Genomic DNA, 18,345 nt, shown 5'->3' with positions numbered 1-18,345 from the left:
GGGCGGCCGAGGTCGAGGACATGGTGTGGCTCCTGTCAGTCGCGGGGTGGGGCGGTGGTCGAGCGGACGACCAGGGACGGCTCCAGGCGTTTGCGCAGCGGATCGGTGCGCTCTGCGCGTAGCCGTTCGTTCAGCGCCTCGACGGCCAAGGCGCCGATGCGTTTCCGCGGTTGATCGATGGTGGTGAGGGCGACGTGCCGCAGCGCCGCCAGCGAGGTGTTGTCGTAGCCGACGACCGAGACATCGTCCGGCACCCGCAAACCCGCCTCTTCGAGCGCGGCCATCGCGCCCACGGCATTGAAATCGTTGCCGCACACGAGTGCGGTGGGAAAGTTGCTGGGGGAGAAGATGTTCAGCAGTTTGCGCACCGCCGCCGCACCCGCCTCGTCGGTGTGCTCGCTCGGAATCACCATGGGCTCGAGGCCGTATCGGGTCATGGCGGCGGTGTAGCCCTTGCGCCGCGGCGGTGCCGCGAAGGCCGCGCCGCCGTCGAGGTGCACGATGCGCCGATGTCCCAGGGCCACAAGGTGATCCACGGCCAGCGCGGCGCCGAGCTCGCCATCGTCATTGACGGTGTCGACCGCCGGGCTGGTGGAGGTCCGCGAGACCAGCACGATCGGGCACCGGCTGGCGGCGTCGCGAATCGCGGCGGCGGGCAGCACCGGGGAGAGCAGGATGATCCCACCGGGCCGGAACGCCAGCAGACTTTCCAAGGCGGTGCGTTCCCTTGTGGCACTGCGGCGTCCGGTATTGAGGATGAGTTCCAGCCCCGCCTCCTGCGCCGCCTCGTCCATGCCTTCGACGACATCGGCGAAGAAGGGATTGCGCAGGTCCGAAACCATCACCCCGACAATGTTGGAGGTGCGGCTGGCCAACGAGCGGGCCATGGCGTGCGGCTGATAACCGAGTTCGGCGGCCGCGGCCAGCACCGCGCGCCGCCGATGCTCGCTCACCTTGGGCGAATTGCGCATGACCAGCGAGACCAGGGCCCGGGAGACGCCCGCCCGAGCGGCGACATCCTCCATGGTCGGTCGGGTCATGCTCGCCTCCGCGCGGCTGTCGGGGTGATCGGATCGGTGTGTGTCGCACGCTACAGCGTTGCCATGCGGCGAAGCAATAGAGCGCTCTAATCGGATATTCAGGACGCCACTTCGGGCTGTCATTTGCGCTGGAAGGCAGTGTTTTCCGTGAATACGCAGCACTTTTCAACGCATGTTGGACTCTTGACACCGGAGTGAGCCAGGTTACATTGTTGGAGCGCTCCAATGACGGGCGCCTCGCAAGAGGGCAAACGACGGGTCTGGGAAGTGCCGATGACCGAACAGCTCCATTCACTGCGTATCGCTGCCGCGCCGATCTCCTGGGGAGTCTGCGAAGTCCCCGGGTGGGGACACGTGCTCGAGCCGAATACGGTCCTGGCCGAGATGGCGGGCCTCGGCATCACGGCCACCGAATTCGGGCCCCCGGGGTATCTACCCGAGGACCGGGTCGAGCTACGAAAAGCGCTGAGCGCCTTCGCGATTGCACCGATCGGCGGTTTCCTCGCCCTCGCGCTGCATCGTGCGCCGAGCGCCGCGCTGGCCGCGGCCCGCACCGCCGCCGCGCTGTTCGCCGCCGCCGGTGCCGAGATCGTGGTGCTGGCCGCCGCGACCGGACACGACGGCTACGACACCCGCACCCCGCTCACCGATCACGAATGGCGAACCCTCGTGGACACCGCCGCCTCGGTCGGCGATATCGCCGCCGAACACGGTCTGCGCGTTGCCCTGCACCCGCACGTGGGCACCCATGTCGAGACGGCCGCGGAGGTGGACCGCTTCCTCGCCGACTCCGATCTGGACCTCTGCCTCGATACCGGGCATCTGCTGATCGGCGGCACCGACCCCGTCGAGCTGGCCCGCCGCCACGCCGATCGCATCGGCCACATTCACCTCAAGGATGTCCGCGCGGCCCTGGCCGCCGAAGTGCGCAGCGGCGGTATCGAATACAGCGAGGCCGTGCGCCGCGGCATCTACGTCCCGCTCGGCGCGGGCGATGTCGATATCGCCGCCCTGGTCCGCGAGGTGCACGCGGGCGGCTATCGCGGCTGGTACGTCATCGAGCAGGACACCGCGCTGGCCCCCGGCGATTCCGCCGAGGTTCCCACCGCGAATGCTCGAGAAAGTCTGCGACACCTGGCCGAGATCGACGCCGGTCTCGCCTCGGCTCGGATTTAGTGGGGAGGTGAAGACGACGATGTCCGCGAATCCCCACGCGCGCCGCCCCCGGTGGTTGCGCTTCGCGCCCTGGCTGGCCGCGGCGGCGGTGCTGTCCGCCTGTAGCGGCCCGGGCGCCGATGTCACCGGACCCGGCCAGGCTGCCCCGGCCGCGGTCGGCACCCTGAAATCCGTGGCCGTGGTGACCCACGGATCGCCCGGTGATGCCTTCTGGAATGTGGTCAAGAACGGTGCGGAGGCCGCCGGGAAGGATCTCGGCGTCCGGGTCGAGTACAACTCCTCGGGCGATCCGACCCAGCAGGCCAAGCTCATCGACAATGCCGTGGCCCAGGGCGTCGACGGCCTGGTGGTGTCCATGGCCAATCCGGATGCGCTGAAGCCGTCGGTCGAAAAGGCCGTCGCCGCGGGCATTCCCGTGGTGACCATCAACTCCGGCGAGGCCGAATCCGTGCAGTTCGGCGCCATCGGCCATGTCGGTCAGAGTGAGCGCATGGCCGGTGAATCCGCCGGTAAGCGCCTCGCCGACGCCGGAAAACACAAGATGCTGTGCGTGATTCACGAGGCCGGGAATGTCGGCGCGAACGAGCGCTGCGCCGGTGCCACCCAGGGCTTCGGCACCGCGACCACCCTGCAGGTCGATATCAACAACCCCACCGATGTGCAGTCCCGCATCAAGGGCGCGCTCGAGGCGGATCGCTCCATCGACGCCGTGCTCACCCTCAATTCGCAGATCGCCGCCCGCGCGGTGGACGCGGTGAAGGAGTCCACCTCGCAGGCCACCGTGGCCACCTTCGACCTGAATTCCGATGTGGTGAACGCGATTCGGGCCGGATCGCTGTTGTTCGCGGTGGATCAGCAGCAGTACGAGCAGGGGTATCTGCCGGTGGTCATGTTGAAGCTCTACAAGTCGAACCTGAACATCGTGGGCGGCGGCCATCCGGTGCAGACGGGTCCGGCGTTCGTGGACAAGTCCAATGTGGAAGCCATTGCCGCGCTGGTCGGCCAGGGCACACGGTGAGCGGCCGGGAGTGAATGACATGACTGCTACGACAACGACATCCGAGACGACACCGACGCCGACGCCGCCGGACCGGCTGGCCATTCTCAATCGGCTGGTGGCCCGCCCCGAGGTGGGCGCGCTGCTGGGCGCGGTGGTGGTGTTCGTCTTCTTCACCATCATCACCTCGAAATTCGTGAAGCCGCTGGGCATTTCGACCTGGTTGGACGACGCCTCGACGCTGGGCATCATGGCGGTGGCCGTGGCGCTGCTCATGATCGGCGGCGAGTTCGACCTGTCCACCGGTGTCATGACCGCCTCGACGGCGCTGATCACCGGACTACTGGCGGTGCACGCGGGCTGGAATGTGTGGCTGGGACTGGCGGTTTCGCTGGTCTTCGCCCTCACGGTCGGCGCGCTCAACGGCTGGGTGGTGATGCGGACCGGGCTGCCGAGCTTCATCGTCACCCTGGGCACCTTCCTGGCTTTGCAGGGTTTGAACCTGGGCGTGACCCGCTGGGCCACCGGCACCGTGCAGGTGTCGGGTGTGCGCAGCGCTTCGGGATATCAGTCCGCCGGTTGGGTTTTCGCCTCCACCACCAAGATCGGCGGCGCGAGCATCCAGGCATCGGTGGTGTGGTGGATCGTGGTGACCGCCATAGCCGCGATCGTGTTGGTGCGCACCAGGTTCGGCAACTGGATCTTCGCGGTCGGCGGTTCGCTGCCCACGGCCCGGGCGGTGGGCGTGCCCGCCAACCGCACCAAGATCCTGCTGTTCATGACGACGGCCTTCGCGGGCTGGATCGTGGGCGCCTGCAATCTGCTGCGCTTCGCCAGCGTGCAGGCCAATCAGGGTGTGGGACTGGAATTCCAGTACATCATCGCCGCGGTGATCGGCGGCTGTCTGCTCACCGGCGGGTTCGGCTCGGTGGTGGGTGCGGCCATCGGCGCGCTCATCTTCGGCATGGCGCGGCAGGGAATCGTGTTGGCGGGCTGGAACAGTGACTGGTTCATGCTGTTCCTGGGCGTGCTGCTGTTCTCGGCCGTGCTGGTCAACAACGCATTCAAGAAGCGGGCGGAAAGGGTACGCCGATGACCGAGCAGACCGGGCAGAAGGCACAGCCGCTGATCGAAACGATCGGCATCGGAAAGAGTTACGGCGGCGTGGTGGCGCTGCGGGACGTGTCGACGGTCGTGAATCCGGGCGAGGTCACCTGCGTCCTCGGCGATAACGGCGCGGGCAAATCCACCCTGATCAAGATCCTGGCGGGTGTGCATCAGCACGACAGCGGAGAACTGCGCATCGAGGGCGAAACACGGCGATTGTCCTCGCCGCGTGAGGCTTTGGACCTGGGCATCGCCACGGTGTACCAGGACCTCGCCGTGGTGCCGCTGATGAGCGTCTGGCGCAATTTCGTGCTCGGCTCGGAACCCACCAAGAACTACGGCCCGATCAAGCTGCTGGACCGCAGGCAGGCCCAGGACATCACCCGAAAAGGGCTGGTGGACATGGGTATCGACATCGCCGACCTGGAGCAGCCGGTGGGCACGCTCTCCGGCGGCCAACGCCAGTGCGTGGCGATCGCCCGGGCGGTGCACTACGGGGCCAAGGTGCTCATCCTCGACGAACCGACCGCGGCCCTGGGCGTGAAGCAAGCCGGTGTGGTCCTGCGCTACGTAGTCCAGGCACGCGATCGCGGCCTGGGCGTCGTCCTGATCACCCACAACCCGCATCACGCCTACCCGGTCGGCGACCGCTTCCTCCTGCTCAAACGGGGAGCCATGCTCGGCAGCTACGAGAAATCCCAGATCGACCTCACCGAACTGACCCGCCAAATGTCCGGCGGCGCGGAACTCGAGGCGCTGCAACACGAACTGGAACGGGTTGTGTCGTAAATGAATTCGTTGGAGGTGTTGACGATCGGCCGGGTCGGTGTCGATCTCTATCCCGAGCAGAGCGGGGTGTCGCTCGCCGAGGTGCGGACGTTCGCGAAATCCCTTGGCGGGACGGCCACCAATGTGGCGGTGGCGGCGGCGCGGTTGGGTCGGCGCGCCGCGGTGCTCACCAAGGTGGGGCCGGACGGGTTCGGGGACTTCGTGCGGGAGGCATTGGAAGGGTTCGGGGTTTCGGCGCGGTACGTGGGCACGGCGGCGCAGCTGCAGACGCCGGTGGTCTTCTGCGAATTGAAGCCACCGGCGGATCCGCCGCTGCTGTTCTATCGGCTGCCCATCGCACCGGACCTCACGCTGACCGAGGACGAAACACCCTGGGATGTGGTGGATTCCGTGCCGCTGCTGTGGGTGACCGGGACCGGCGTCAGCGCCGAGCCCGGCCGCTCCACCCAGCGGGCGATCCTGGAACGCCGCGCCCGGCGCGGGCACACCGTGCTGGATCTGGACTATCGGCCCATGTTCTGGCCGGATGTGGAGACCGCGCGCGCCGAGATCGGCTGGATGGTCGATCACGTGAATGTGGTGGTGGGCAATCGCACCGAGGTGCAGGTGGCCGTGGGCACCGCCGATCCGGACGAGGCCGCGGATCGGCTGCTGGCGCGCGGTGTGCGGCTGGCGGTGGTCAAGCGCGGTGCGGAGGGCGTGCTCATCGCCACCGAATCCGAGCGCTGGACCGTGCCGCCCTGCCCCGTCGAAGTGGTGTGCGGGCTCGGTGCGGGCGATGGTTTCGGCGGCGCGCTCATTCACGGGCTGCTGTCGGGCTGGGACCCGCACCGGCTGGCCAGTTACGCCAATGCCGCCGGGGCGCTGGTGGCCTCGCGGCTGGCCTGCGCCGACGCCATGCCGACCGATGCCGAGATCGAGGAGATGCTGTGCAGCTGACCGACGCGCGCTGGTACGACCTGCTCCACACCCGCGCCACCGACCCCGAGGCCGTGCGGCGGGCTTACGCCGACCGGCGTCGGCGGCCGAACCTGCTGTCGGACAGGGGAACACTGTTCCTCGTCGCCGCCGACCACCCGGCGCGCGGGGCGCTCGGGGTCGGCGCGGACCGCACCGCCATGGCCGACCGGCGCACCCTGCTGGAACGCCTGCTCATTGCCCTGGCCAATCCGGCCGTGGACGGGGTCCTCGGTTCCCCGGACATTGTCGAGGAACTGCTGCTGCTCGACGCCGTCCACGACAAGATCGTCATCGGCTCCATGAACCGCGGTGGCCTGGCCGGGGCCGACTGGGAGATCGACGACCGCTTCACCGGCTACGACGCCGAATCCCTGGTCAAATACCGCCTCGACGGCGGCAAAATGCTGCTCCGCCTGGTGGATTCGGATCCCGGCACCATCGCCACGCTGGAAGCCTGCGCCCGCGCCGTCTCCGAACTCGCCGAGCACGGCCTCATGGCCATGGTCGAACCCCTGCCCTACGCCCGCGACACCTCCGGCCAACTGATCATGCACAAGGACGCCGCCTCCCTCCAACGCGCCATTACCGTGGCCTCCGGTCTGGGCGTCACCTCGGCCTACACCTGGCTGAAAATCCCCGCGCCGGAGGAGGTCTCGGTCCTCGACGCCACCACCCTCCCGGTCCTCATCCTCGGCGGCGCACCCTCCGGCGACCCCGACGCCGACCTCGCCTCCTGGGGCGGCGCGCTCCGCCACGACGTCGCCCGCGGCCTGGTGGTCGGCCGCAGCCTCCTCTACCCACCCGACGGCGACGTCGCGGGCGCGGTACAGGCGGCGGCGCAAGTATTGGAGGCGGCGCGATGAAGGATCTGCATCGGCCCGCCGGGACGCTGGCGGATTCGCGTGATCCGGTGCTGCTGACGCCGGAGGATGCGGGCTGGGCGTATACCGGGCTGCGGGTGTTGCGGCTCGAAGCGGGGGAGCGGCGGATCGTAGAGACTGGGGAGTTCGAGGCGTTCGTCTTGCCGCTGGCCGGGGCCTGCACAGTTCGGGTCGATGGAGCAGTGTTCGAACTTGCCGGTAGGGACTCAGTTTTCACGCGGGTGACCGATTTCGCGTATGTGCCGCGCGATGCCGAGGTGGAGTTGTCCAGCGCGGGTGGGATCGAGGTGGCGTTGCCGATGGCGCGCTGCGGGAGACGGCTGGAGGCGAAATATGGCCCGGCCGAGGAGGTTCCGGTCGAGGTTCGGGGTGCGGGCCGGGCGACGCGGCAGGTGACGAACTTCGGAACGCCGGGGGTATGGGACCACGCCGACAAGCTCAATGCATGCGAACTCATTACACCGGACGGGAATTGGTCCTCGTATCCGCCACACAAGCATGACGAGGCGTCCGAGTGCGAGGTCGTGAACGAGGAGATCTACTACTTCCGGATCGCGGGGCGGGACGGAATCACGCCGGACCGTGAGGGATTCGGCATGCATCGCACCTACACCGCCGATGGCGCACTGGATGAGAATGTCGCGGTGAGGGACGGCGACGTCTTCCTTGTCCCGCACGGATACCACGGGCCCTGTATCGCGGCCCCCGGTTACCCCATGTACTACCTGAACGTCTTGGCCGGTCCCGCGCCGCAGCGATCCATGGCCTTCTGCGACGACCCCGCACACGCCTGGGTACGGGCGGGCTGGGCGGAGGAGCCATTGGACCCGCGGTGCCCGGTCACCTCCCATGAAGGACGGCTCGTATGAAGCTCACGACCGCGCAAGCGCTGGTGTCCTGGCTGATCGCGCAGCGGGCGGAAACCCTCGACAGCCGCGAAGTCCCGTTGTTCCCAGCGGTTTTCGGCATCTTCGGGCACGGCAATGTGCTCGGCCTCGGCACCGCCCTGTCCGAGCGCCGCGCCGAGATCCCGGTGTGGCGTGGGCACACCGAGGAGGGCATGGCCCTCGCGGCGGTCGGCCTGGCCAAGGCCACCCAGCGGCGACAGGTCGGCATCGCGACCTCCTCCATCGGTCCGGGCGCGTTGAACATGGTGACGGCCGCCGGTGTGGCACACGCGAATCGGCTGCCGCTGCTGCTGTTGCCCGGCGACACGTTCGTCAGCCGCGCACCCGATCCGGTGCTGCAACAGGTCGAGCACTTCGACGATCCGACGCGCACCGTGAACGACGCATTCCGCGCGGTGAGCCGGTATTTCGACCGCATCACCCGGCCCGAGCAACTCATCGCGACCCTGCCGCAGGTCGCCCGGGTGCTGACCGATCCCGCCGACGCGGGGCCCGTGGTGCTCGCGCTGCCACAGGATGTGCAGGCCGAGACCTACGACTTCCCCGACGCCCTGTTCGAACCGGTGGTGCATCGAGTCCCACGCCCGCGACCCGATCGGCGCACCCTCGCCGAGGCCGCACAGATACTGCGCGAGGCCGAACGCCCACTGCTCGTACTCGGCGGCGGAGTCCGCTACTCCGGCGCGGGTGACAGCGCGCTGGAATTCGCCGTGCGTCATGGCATCCCGGTGACCGAAACGACCGCGGGCCGCACGCTCATCCCGCACGACCACGCGCTGTACGCGGGCCCGCTCGGCATTACCGGCGCGGCCTCGGCCAACACCCTGGCCGCCGAGGCCGACGTGGTCCTCGCCATCGGCACTCGCCTGCAGGACTTCACCACAGCGTCCTGGACGGTCTTCTCCCCGGAAGTCCGCATCGTCCATATCAATACGGCCCGCTTCGACGCGGTCAAACACGGTGCGCTCGCACTCGTCGGCGATGCCGAAGCAACCCTGCACGACCTCGAAGCGACCCTGCACGACCTCGCACCCGAACTAGGGGACTGGCTGGCCGATTCCGACTGGACGGCCCGCGCCACCGCGGTCCGCGCCGAGTGGGACGCCCACATCGACAAACTGCGCGCCCCCACCCCCGGCCCGCCCAGCTATGCCCAGATCGTCGGCGTCGTCAACGACATCAGCGGCCCCACCGACTACGTCATGACCGCCTCCGGCGGCCTGCCCGGCGAACTCGTCGGCGGCTGGCGCGCCCACGGCGGCGCGCCCACCATGGACGTCGAATACGGCTTCTCCTGTATGGGTTACGAACTGGCCGGAGCCTGGGGTGCCGCCATGGCCCACCCCCGCGGCCTGGTCACCACCCTGCTCGGCGACGGCTCGTACCTCATGCTCAATTCCGAACTGTTCTCCGCCGCCTTCGCCGGGCACCCCTTCGTCGCCGTGGTGTGCGACAACGACGGTTACGCGGTCATCGCCCGCCTGCAGGAGGGCCAGGGCGCGGACCCGTTCAACAACTTCTACGCCGACTGCCGCACCAATCACGCCGACCCGCCCCGCGTCGACTTCGCCGCCCACGCCCGGGCACTGGGCTGCTCGGTGTTCACCGCGGGCGAACTCGCCGAGTTCCGCGACGCCTACGCCCGCGCCCGCACCGCGGCCACCGCCGAACAGCGGCCCGCCGTGGTCGTCGTGCGCACCCGCCCGTCGACCTGGACCGAGGCCGGAGCCTGGTGGGAAGTGGGTGTGCCGCAATACCTCTCGGGACGCGCCGACTACGACCGCAGCAAACCCCGGCAGTTGCGCTACACCCAATCGAGTTGATCGCTCCCCAGTTGCGGCGGTGATCGTAAATCCGGGCATACCGCCGTCCGGGTGACCCGCGCTCCCAATTTGTGGCAGACTCGGCGCAAACACAAAGCTGGCCGATCCATGGCGGAGTCCATCGATCGGTGCGGTGAGTGAGCAGCGTCGGGCACGGTCCGGTTGGACAGCGTCCGTTCGGATATCGGGCACGGGAGTTTGAAGGTCGCAATGGATCTCAGCGCCATCGAGCGTCGGGTGGCCGCGGAGCGCGGGGCCGCGCGGGACCGTACGCCCGAAGCGGAGCTCGCCCTGGCGACCTCGCTGTGCGAACTGGCCCGCGCCCTCATGGCCACCAAATCCGATCCGGCACAGCGTGATCGATCGGCCTCGGCGCTCGAACCCGCGCAGGAGGCCGTGCTCATCCGACTGCGCTGGCTCACCGCCGGACACGTCACCGCGCCGTTCGCGGCCGAGGTGACCGAGGCGCTGCGGCTGTTCGAGCAGGCGGCCCGCACCATCGGTCATCGCGAGCTGGCGACCTCCACGATCCGCAATGCCTGCCAGGCGTATCGGCATGTGGCGCAGAACTATCCGTTGGCGGCGGGCGCGTCGGCCGACGCACTGTCCAAGTGCAGCGTGTGGCTGTGCCGCCTGGATCCCAAGGCCGCCGTCGCCGCCGGTGAGGACGCCGTGCGCATTCGCGCCGGACTCTTCGCCGCCGACCCGGACCAGGCCAACCGCTACCTCGCCTCGCTGAACACGCTGCTGCGGACCCTGATGGTGGGCCGTCAGCGCAAGCAGGCGCTGGCCATGTACCGCGAGTGCTATGCGAGCGTCACCTCCCCGGGCATGACGCAGCGGCTGCGCGAAATCCGCGTCGAGGACATCGGATTCACCAGCAAGACCGTCACCGCGCTGCGGAAACTGGAATGCGCCACCCTCGAGCGCGCGGGCTACCTGACCCAGCAGCAGATCCTCTATCAGACGGCCGGTGACCTGGCCACCATCGAGGAGATCAACTGGCAGCTCGCGCTGGTCGGCCTCAAGCCGATCGCCGCGGGCGCGCTACCCGATCAGCCGTCGAAGCCGGTGGAGATCAACAACTCCTTCGGAGCGTTGGCCGTCCGCTGCTCCTCGCGCAATGCCGTCACCCTGGTGCGCGCCGCCATTCTGGCCGCCTACACCGCCGACGGCGCCGAGCCGGTCCCGAGTTCGGCCTACCTCGGTGTCTCCGAAAAGCATTGGAGCACACCCGAACCCGAGGTCAATACCGCCGAACGGCTCGGCGAGGACGTGGTCCTCATCGAGAAGGTCTGCGAACACTGGGTCTCGGTCAAGAGCCTGAACTGGGAGGTGGCCCCGGTCGGCCGCCACCCCCTGGCCCTGCGCCTGTCCCAGGAATGGCCGGTGGTCAGCGTGACCACCACCGAGAACATGGCCTACGAACTGTGCTGGTACGAGAGCGGCGCGGCCACCCAATACGCCGCCCTGGGTCTCCCCGCCGCCCAAATCCCCCTCGAAAAGCCCTTGGCCCCCCTGGATTTCAAGGCCCTCTCCGACTACGGCGCGGACTACGCCTCCGAAACCCAGGTCCGCTCCGCCTTCGGCAACACCACCATGTTCACCAAACTCACCTGCCTCCCCGGCAGCGGCATCCGCCAGGCCGCCGAAGCGGGCCCGCTGGCCGCCCACGGCTCGAACATTCTCTATTTCCGCAATCCGGAGTAGTAGCGGACATCTAGTCCTGATTTCGGTAACAGTGATTCGGATCACTCATGCCCGCTACCCTATTTTCACCCGGTTGCTCGTGCGATTGACGCGAAGGGTAGTCGAGGGCGCACGAAATGCCGTGGAGAGAAAGGCGTCTCGACATGAGTAGCACTCCGACAGCGGCCAGACCGGCCGCGGAATTTCCCCCGCCGACGCTGGTCACCGGGCTGTGGCAGCGCAAGCTGCCGCACTATCCGGAGACTCCGGCACGCTCCTGGTATCTGTTCCTCGTTGTCGTCGTGTCGATCGCGTTGTACTACCAGCTGTTCGTTTCGGGCGCGGTGGGCAATCAGCTGATCGCCTACTTCCACCTGACCTTCCGCTGGTTCGTCATGATCTTCATCATCGGCGCGGCCTTCGGGGCGGTGGCCTCGGTGATCACCGGGGCGCTGGACCGGTGGGGGCGGGCGAACATCGTCGCGTACGGGACGGTCATCACCTCGCTGCTCACGCTGTTCGCGCAACCGCAGTGCACGTCCAAGGAGGCGTTCCTGGCGGTGTACTGCGCGATCAGCATTGTCGAGGGCGCGGTGCTGGTGGCCACGCCCGCGCTGGTGCGCGACTTCTCGCCGCAGCTGGATCGCGCCTCCGCCATGGGTTTCTGGACCCTCGGGCCGGTGCTCGGCGCACTGGTCACCACCGAGATCTCCACGCACACCCTCGACGCGCACCCCGACTGGCAGTACCACTACCGGCTCTCCGGTGTGATCTGCACGGTGATCTCGATCGTCGGCCTGATCGGGCTGCGCGAGCTGAGTCCCAAGCTGCGCGATCAGATCATGGTCTCGCTGCGGGACAAGGCGCTGGTGGAGGCGCGGGCGCGCGGGCTGGATGTGGATGCGCTGGAACGCAATCAGTGGCGGCAGATGATGCACCTCGACATCCTCGGGTCGGCGCTGGCCATCTCCATCTTCCTGGCGTTCTTCTACACCATCGTGTCGTTCCTGCCGGTCTACATGGCGACGAACTTCGGCTTCACCGCCGCGCAGGCCAACGCGCTGGGCAACTGGTATTGGATCGCGAGCGCGATCTCGTTGGTGCTGACCGGGATCGTGTCCGACGCGCTGAAGGTGCGCAAACCGTTCATGGTGTTCGGCGCGGTCATCAGCATCATCGGCGGCTACGTCTTCCTCAGCTACACCGATCACCCCGGCACCGACTACTACACCTTCGCGGTGGTCATGAGCTTCACCGCCGTCGGCAGCGGCATCGCCTACTCCACCTGGATGGCCAGCTTCACCGAGACGGTGGAGAAGCGGAATCCGGCCGCGACGGCCGTCGGGCTCGCGGTGTGGGGTGGCACGTTGCGGACCGTGGTGACGTTCGTGTTGCTGGGACTGCTGTTCGTGGTGACGGCCGCGGGCACGCTGGTGAACTACGGGCCTCGGTTGCAGACCATCAATGCCAAGTACCACAACGAGATTCAGACGATTCAAACCGTGGGCGCGGATACCTTGACGGCGTTGGGGAAGAATCCGAACGACGAGGCGGCGCAGGTCGACGCGCTGGTCAAGCTGACCGGTGAGTCGGCGGCGAATGTGAAGACCACGGTCGAGCTGAATGCCAAGTACCCCGACGAGTTGGCCACCTTGCAGTCCATCGATCAGTCGACGCTGGTGAAGCTGCTGACCAATCCGAACGATCAGGCCGCCGCGGCCAGCGCGGTCGGGCAGGTCGCGCAAAAGTTCAAGATTCCGCCCGATCAGGCCGTTGCCCGCATCACCGCCGCGGAGAAGGTGCCCGTCGATCAGCTGGCGATCGCCTCGCAGACCGGCCCGGCGCTGACCACCGCGAGCGCGAAGCTCAAGGCCGTCAGCGCCATTCCCACCGACGATCTGGCCTACCTGTCCGCGCACGGTCAGGAAGTGCAGCAGGCGCAGGCGGATTCGCCCAAGCAGTGGAAGCGCTGGTGGTGGATCTGCCTGATCGCGCAGATCGTGTTCATTCCGTTCGTGTTCATCATGGCCGGACACTGGAGCCCGAAGAAGGCGGCGCAGGAGGCGGCCGAGCACGACGCGGCGGTGCAGCGTGAGCTGGCGGCCATGGCGGGGGAGCCGGACCACCCGGATGAAGTACAGTTATTGAAGTGACGAATCCGGTGGCCGCGACCTTCGATCTGCTCGGTGATCGACTGACGCTGACGATCCTGCGGCACGCCTTCGTCGACCACGCGCGCCGGTTCACCCAGTGGGCCGACCGCACCGGAGCGCCGCCCGCCGTGCTCACCGCGCGGCTGGCGGCGCTCGTCGATGCGGGGGTACTCGAGCGGGTGCCGCGGCCGGGGACGGGGGAGCGGTACGAATATCGGCTCACCGACCTGGGATTGGCCAGCTGGGAGATTCTGGTCTGCGTCTGGTCGTGGCAGCGCGAGTGGACCGGTGAGTGGGCGCTGCTCCCGGAGTTCACCCACACCGACTGCGGGCATCGCGGTCCGCCGACGGTCATGTGCCGGGCCTGCGGGCGCGATGTCACCACCCACGACACCGAGGTGGAGCTGGATCGGGATGCGTTGTGGCACCTCACCTCCGGGCGGCGGCGTTCCGGCCGCACGGCCGGACCCGCCCGGGGTGACGCCCGCTTCGACGAGATCATGGAGGCCATCGGCGACCGGTGGAGTGCGGCGGTCACCGGGTTGGCGCTGGCCGGGGTGCGGCGGTTCTCGGATTTCCGTGCGGCGCTGAACATGTCGCCGACCACCCTCACCGAGCGGCTGTCGCGGCTGGTCGAGGCGGGCATTCTGCGGCGGCCGGACGCGGGCGGGCGCGACTACCGATTGACCCCGCGCGGGCGAGCGCTGTTCGGGGTCTTCGCCTTTCTGCTGGCGTGGTCGCGGCGCGCGCATCCGGAGACGCCGGAGTCGGGATTGCTCATCCGGCACAAGGAATGTGGTGCGGTGCTGGTCCCGGCGCTGCGCTGTCGCGGATGCGACTCGACGCTGGCCCGGCGTGACGTCCGCTTCGAGCCGCCAGTGACCGGCCGGGCTCTTGACAGCTTCGACTGAGACGCGTATCACTTCATTAACTGTAGTGATTTGATGCCGGGTGCGGCCTGCCCGGTCGCTGGAGGCTTGTCATGCCGCTCAATGAAGAACTCATCGCGCCCGCCGCACAGGCGCTCACCAACCCCTATCTCGAAGGTCCGTACTCGCCGGTGGCGGAGGAGACAACCGCCGCGAATCTGACTGTGCTGCAGGGGGAATTGCCTGTCGATCTCGACGGCGTGTACGTGCGCAACGGACCGAATCCGCAGTTCGTGCCGCTCGGCCGCTACCACTGGTTCGACGGCGACGGCATGCTGCACGCGGTCCACTTCGAGGACGGACGGGCGACCTACCGGAATCGATTCATCCGCACCGCCGAATTCGAGGCCGAACACGCGGCGGGAACGGCCTTGTGGCGCGGGGTGATCGAACCGTGGGACGACAATCCGCCCGGCGACCGCCGCGAACGCAACTCCGCCAATACCGATCTCGTCTACCACCACGGCAATCTGCTGGCCCTGTGGTACCGCGCGGGAAAGCCGTACGCGCTGGATCCGATCAGCCTGGAGACCCGGGGCGTCGATACCTTCAATGGCACTCTGCGCGGGGAAGTTTCGGCGCACGCGAAGGTCGACGAGCACACCGAGGAGCTGCTGTTCTTCGACTACGGCATTCACTCGCCGTACCTGCGCTACGGTGTCGCGGACCCGGACGGCACGGTCACGCACTTCACCGGCGTCGAACTGCCCGGCCCGCGCCTGCCGCACGATATGGCGATCACCGAGAACCATTCGATTCTCATGGATCTACCGCTGTACAACGATCCGCGCGCCGCGGCCGCCGGACGGTTCAAGATCCACTTCGATCGGAGCCTGCCCAGTCGATTTGCGGTGCTGCCGCGTTATGGCGAAGGGGCGCAGGCGAAGTGGTTCGAGGCGGAGTCGGGCTACATCTATCACACCGTCAACTCCTGGGAGGAGGGCGAGGAGATCGTCCTGGTGGTCTGCCGGGTCTCCGAGCCCAGCCCCGTCTCCGACCGTGCCCACCCGCTCGCCCAGCTGCTGGCCTATCTGCGGCCCGAGGCGAAGCTGCACAAGTACCGCTTCAACCTGCGCACCGGTGCGACCGTCGAGGAGGTCATGGATGACGTGAACACCGAATTCCCGGCCATCGACCAGGGCGGCACCGGTCGACGCGGGCGGTATTCGTATCAAATGCGGCTGTCCGTGGATCGCACCATGATCTTCGACGCCGTCATCAAGTACGACATCCTCACCGGCGCAAAGGAAACCGCGCCCTTCGGCGACGGCATCTTCGGCAGTGAACTCACCGTGGTGCCGCGCCCCGGCGGCACCGCCGAGGACGACGCCTGGCTCACCATGTTCGCCCACAACAATCACACCGGCCTGGGTGAAGTCTGGATCTACGACGCCGCCGACCTCACCGCCGGTCCGGTCTGCCGCCTCGGTCTGCCGGTTCGGGTTCCCCTCGGTTTCCATGCCACCTGGGTCAGTGGCGATCGAATGAGGGCTGCCGCCCGCCCCGTCTCGTGAAATAGGTTGTCCGAGTGACCTTTCCCACAGTGAGTGTCAGTCTTCCCTATTGGCAGAGCCGCGAACCCCTCGACGCCCTTCAGGTGGCCGAGGCCGCCGACAAACTCGGCTATCACCGGCTCTGGATCGGCGAGATGGCCACCTTCGACGCCTTCGCCCTCGCCACCGCCATCGGGCAATCGCCGGGCCGAATCCCGTTGTGTATAGGCCCGGTTCCGATCGGCGTGCGCAGCCCGGCGACCATCGCCATGGGGGCGGCCAGCGTCGCCGCTCTCACCGGGCGGCCGGTCGATATCGCGATCGGCACCTCGAGCACCGTTGTCGTGCGTGACTGGCACGGCCGCCGACGACACCGCACCGCAAGACATTTGGACGAGACGACCCGCATCGTCCGAGCCCTGCTGGCCGGGGAGAAGGTCGAATACGACGGCCTGATCGAGCGGGTGCGCGGCTTCCGCCTCCGACTACCCGCCCTGCGCGCGACCCTGTCCACCGCGGTGCTCGGAACGACGGTGGGAAGCGCCGGAATCGAAAGCGTCGGAGCGATTCACGGCCGAGGCGATGCCGCAGGTAATGCACCCGACCATGCGACCGCACCCGTCAGCGGTGGCGAGATCATCGTGGCGGCCTTCGGCGACAAGGCACTCGAGGTGGCCGCACGATGCGCCGACCGCGTTGTCCTCAACTTGGTGACACCGGCTCAGGTAGCCCGATGTGTAAGCGCCATACGAGAATTCGCCGCTGAGGCGGGGTGCGATGCCCCACCCGTCTCGGTATGGGTGATCGCGGCCGTCGACCCCGATGACGACGCGTTCACCACGGTTCGCCAAGGGATCGTGGGCTACCTGCGTGCCCCGGGCTACGACACCATGTTCACCGAGGCCGGATTCGGCGACGTAGTACAACTGGCACACAGCGGCGCACACCCCCGCGACGTGCTCGCCGCGATCCCGAACGAATTGCCCTCGGCAGTAGGCATGTTCGGCGACCTCCCGACGGTGACGGCCCGACTGGCCGAATACGCCGAGGCCGGTGCCGACGAGGTCGTCATCGTCCCCGTGACCACTGCCGAGGACCCGGCGGGACATCGAACGCTGGACGCCCTGGCCGGACTACGCGCCGAGCGGCGGGATGACGCCGGTGAGTGAGGCATTCGTCTACGACGCGGTGCGGTCGCCGCGTGGACGGGTACGCAAGGGCGGGGGGACATTGGCGGAGGTGCCGCCGTACGAATTGCTCGGGCAGTTGTTGGGGGCGCTCCAGGCACGGGGATGCCCGCCCGCGGCGGTCGACGACGTAATCGTGGGAGTCTCCACCGCTGTCGGTGAGCAAGGCGGTGATATCGCGCGGGCCTCGCTGCTCTGGGCGGGGTGGCCGGATTCGGTGCCCGGCGCGGTGGTTTCGCGATTGTGTTGCTCGGGGCTGGACGCGGTGGAGAGCGGGGCTGCGCGAGTGGCGGCCGGGTTCGCGGATCTGGTTGTCGCGGGTGGGGTGGAGTCGATGTCGCGGGTGCCGATGCTGGCGGATCGGCCCGCCATCGCGCTGGACGCGGATCTGGGGGAGCGGACGGGGTTCGTGACCATCGGGGTGTCGGCGGATGTGACGGCGGCCGAATACGGCATCACGCGGGCCGAATTGGATGCCTACGCGGTGCGCTCGCATCGGCGGGCCGGGAGCGCGACCATGTCGGATTCGGTGATACCCGTGCGCAAGGGCGACACCACGGTGCTCGCCGCCGATGAAGGTGCGCGCCTGGATGCCTGCGTGTCGGCCTTCGCGGCCCTGCCCACGCTGTTCGGCGCAGACCCTTCGTGGGAACGGGTCGCCCGTCGGCTGCCGAGTGCTCGTCGCCCGGCCGTCGGGCTGCACACGATCGCCACCGCGCCGCAACTCGCCGACGGTGCTTCCGCACTGCTGCTCGGCAATTGGCGGGCAGCGGACATCCTCGGACGGTTACCGGTCGCGCAGATCGTGGGCACGGCACAGACCTCCGTGCGGTCGCCGCTGCTGACCGCCACGATCAGCGCGGCCCGGGTGGCCTTGCAGCGGGCCGGAATATCGGCCACGCAGCTGGACGTGATCGAAGTGAACGAATCCTTCGCCGTCACACCGCTGGTGCTTATGCGGGAACTCGGACTCGACGCGGCGCGGGTGAATCCGTCCGGCGGTGCGGTCGCCGTCGGCCATCCGCTCGGCGCGACCGGCGGAATCCTCCTCACCCAAGCCCTCGATGAATTGCGCCGCCGCGACGGCGAATACGCGCTGGTCGCCATTCCGGCCGCGCTGGGGTTGGGCTCGGCAATGGTGTTGCGCCGCATGACCTGAACCCGACTCGCCACGCGCGCCCACTCCCGGACCTACTCACCACCAGGGGACTCG

Annotated in this window: 15 protein-coding genes; 14 read left to right on the top strand and 1 reads right to left on the bottom strand. The window is 68.1% G+C overall.

Features of this window, described 5'->3' with window-relative positions; all coding sequences use genetic code 11:
- Positions 1–35 precede the first annotated feature (35 nt).
- Positions 36–1,040 carry a LacI family DNA-binding transcriptional regulator gene (locus tag VMT40_RS29990; protein ID WP_326362384.1) on the bottom strand — a complete coding sequence of 335 codons (1,005 nt, stop codon included), beginning with the start codon at positions 1,038–1,040 and terminating at the stop codon, positions 36–38.
- A 273-nt stretch (positions 1,041–1,313) separates the two neighbouring features.
- Here VMT40_RS29990 and VMT40_RS29985 point away from each other — a divergent pair, with 273 nt between their 5' ends.
- The 14 genes from VMT40_RS29985 to VMT40_RS29920 all read left to right on the top strand — a co-directional run bounded on the left by VMT40_RS29985 (position 1,314) and on the right by VMT40_RS29920 (position 18,291).
- The gene (locus tag VMT40_RS29985; RefSeq protein ID WP_326362382.1) at positions 1,314–2,216 is read left to right on the top strand and encodes a TIM barrel protein; all 903 of its coding nucleotides are present in this window, start codon (positions 1,314–1,316) and stop codon (positions 2,214–2,216) included.
- Positions 2,217–2,235: 19 nt separating this feature from the next.
- Positions 2,236–3,234 carry a sugar ABC transporter substrate-binding protein gene (locus tag VMT40_RS29980; protein ID WP_326362380.1) on the top strand — a complete coding sequence of 333 codons (999 nt, stop codon included), beginning with the start codon at positions 2,236–2,238 and terminating at the stop codon, positions 3,232–3,234.
- A gap of 19 nt (positions 3,235–3,253) precedes the next feature.
- Complete coding sequence (locus VMT40_RS29975; RefSeq protein ID WP_326362378.1) at positions 3,254–4,309, top strand: ABC transporter permease; 1,056 nt, start codon at positions 3,254–3,256, stop codon at positions 4,307–4,309.
- Positions 4,306–5,109 carry an ATP-binding cassette domain-containing protein gene (locus tag VMT40_RS29970; protein WP_326362376.1) on the top strand — a complete coding sequence of 268 codons (804 nt, stop codon included), beginning with the start codon at positions 4,306–4,308 and terminating at the stop codon, positions 5,107–5,109. Before VMT40_RS29975 ends, VMT40_RS29970 begins: the two co-directional genes overlap by 4 nt.
- On the top strand, positions 5,110–6,048 hold the full coding sequence (gene iolC, locus VMT40_RS29965; protein WP_326362374.1) for a 5-dehydro-2-deoxygluconokinase: 939 nt from the start codon (positions 5,110–5,112) through the stop codon (positions 6,046–6,048).
- A complete protein-coding gene (locus VMT40_RS29960; RefSeq protein ID WP_326362373.1) occupies positions 6,039–6,932 on the top strand; it encodes a Cgl0159 family (beta/alpha)8-fold protein in 894 nt (297 codons plus the stop codon). Before iolC ends, VMT40_RS29960 begins: the two co-directional genes overlap by 10 nt.
- Positions 6,929–7,819, top strand: a complete 891-nt coding sequence (iolB, locus tag VMT40_RS29955; RefSeq protein ID WP_326362371.1) for a 5-deoxy-glucuronate isomerase — start codon at positions 6,929–6,931, stop codon at positions 7,817–7,819. The genes VMT40_RS29960 and iolB overlap by 4 nt, the downstream gene beginning before the upstream one ends.
- The gene (gene iolD, locus VMT40_RS29950; protein WP_326362369.1) at positions 7,816–9,681 is read left to right on the top strand and encodes a 3D-(3,5/4)-trihydroxycyclohexane-1,2-dione acylhydrolase (decyclizing); all 1,866 of its coding nucleotides are present in this window, start codon (positions 7,816–7,818) and stop codon (positions 9,679–9,681) included. The genes iolB and iolD overlap by 4 nt, the downstream gene beginning before the upstream one ends.
- Before the next feature lie 210 nt (positions 9,682–9,891).
- On the top strand, positions 9,892–11,391 hold the full coding sequence (locus tag VMT40_RS29945; protein ID WP_326362368.1) for a hypothetical protein: 1,500 nt from the start codon (positions 9,892–9,894) through the stop codon (positions 11,389–11,391).
- 143 nt (positions 11,392–11,534) lie between these two features.
- Complete coding sequence (locus VMT40_RS29940) at positions 11,535–13,523, top strand: MFS transporter (protein ID WP_326362367.1); 1,989 nt, start codon at positions 11,535–11,537, stop codon at positions 13,521–13,523.
- On the top strand, positions 13,520–14,434 hold the full coding sequence (locus VMT40_RS29935) for a winged helix-turn-helix transcriptional regulator (RefSeq protein WP_326362366.1): 915 nt from the start codon (positions 13,520–13,522) through the stop codon (positions 14,432–14,434). The genes VMT40_RS29940 and VMT40_RS29935 overlap by 4 nt, the downstream gene beginning before the upstream one ends.
- Before the next feature lie 71 nt (positions 14,435–14,505).
- Complete coding sequence (locus VMT40_RS29930; RefSeq protein WP_326362364.1) at positions 14,506–15,966, top strand: carotenoid oxygenase family protein; 1,461 nt, start codon at positions 14,506–14,508, stop codon at positions 15,964–15,966.
- Between the two features lie 29 nt (positions 15,967–15,995).
- Positions 15,996–17,114, top strand: coding sequence for an LLM class flavin-dependent oxidoreductase (locus VMT40_RS29925; RefSeq protein WP_326362362.1), 1,119 nt, complete (start codon positions 15,996–15,998; stop codon positions 17,112–17,114).
- Positions 17,107–18,291, top strand: coding sequence for a thiolase family protein (locus VMT40_RS29920; RefSeq protein WP_326362361.1), 1,185 nt, complete (start codon positions 17,107–17,109; stop codon positions 18,289–18,291). Before VMT40_RS29925 ends, VMT40_RS29920 begins: the two co-directional genes overlap by 8 nt.
- Positions 18,292–18,345 lie beyond the last annotated feature (54 nt).

Source organism: Nocardia sp. CDC160 (assembly GCF_035818795.1).
In the GTDB taxonomy this organism is placed as follows: Bacteria; Actinomycetota; Actinomycetes; order Mycobacteriales; family Mycobacteriaceae; genus Nocardia.
The sequence above is the reverse complement of the archived record's forward strand: the minus strand, read 5'-3'. Positions and strand labels throughout refer to the sequence as shown.

Coding starts and splice junctions, on each gene's coding strand:
- VMT40_RS29990 (WP_326362384.1), bottom strand. CDS start 1,040: ATGACCCGACCGACCATGGAGGATGTCGCCGCTCGGGCGGGCGTCTCC.
- VMT40_RS29985 (WP_326362382.1), top strand. CDS start 1,314: ATGACCGAACAGCTCCATTCACTGCGTATCGCTGCCGCGCCGATCTCC.
- VMT40_RS29980 (WP_326362380.1), top strand. CDS start 2,236: ATGTCCGCGAATCCCCACGCGCGCCGCCCCCGGTGGTTGCGCTTCGCG.
- VMT40_RS29975 (WP_326362378.1), top strand. CDS start 3,254: ATGACTGCTACGACAACGACATCCGAGACGACACCGACGCCGACGCCG.
- VMT40_RS29970 (WP_326362376.1), top strand. CDS start 4,306: ATGACCGAGCAGACCGGGCAGAAGGCACAGCCGCTGATCGAAACGATC.
- iolC (WP_326362374.1), top strand. CDS start 5,110: ATGAATTCGTTGGAGGTGTTGACGATCGGCCGGGTCGGTGTCGATCTC.
- iolB (WP_326362371.1), top strand. CDS start 6,929: ATGAAGGATCTGCATCGGCCCGCCGGGACGCTGGCGGATTCGCGTGAT.
- iolD (WP_326362369.1), top strand. CDS start 7,816: ATGAAGCTCACGACCGCGCAAGCGCTGGTGTCCTGGCTGATCGCGCAG.
- VMT40_RS29945 (WP_326362368.1), top strand. CDS start 9,892: ATGGATCTCAGCGCCATCGAGCGTCGGGTGGCCGCGGAGCGCGGGGCC.
- VMT40_RS29940 (WP_326362367.1), top strand. CDS start 11,535: ATGAGTAGCACTCCGACAGCGGCCAGACCGGCCGCGGAATTTCCCCCG.
- VMT40_RS29930 (WP_326362364.1), top strand. CDS start 14,506: ATGCCGCTCAATGAAGAACTCATCGCGCCCGCCGCACAGGCGCTCACC.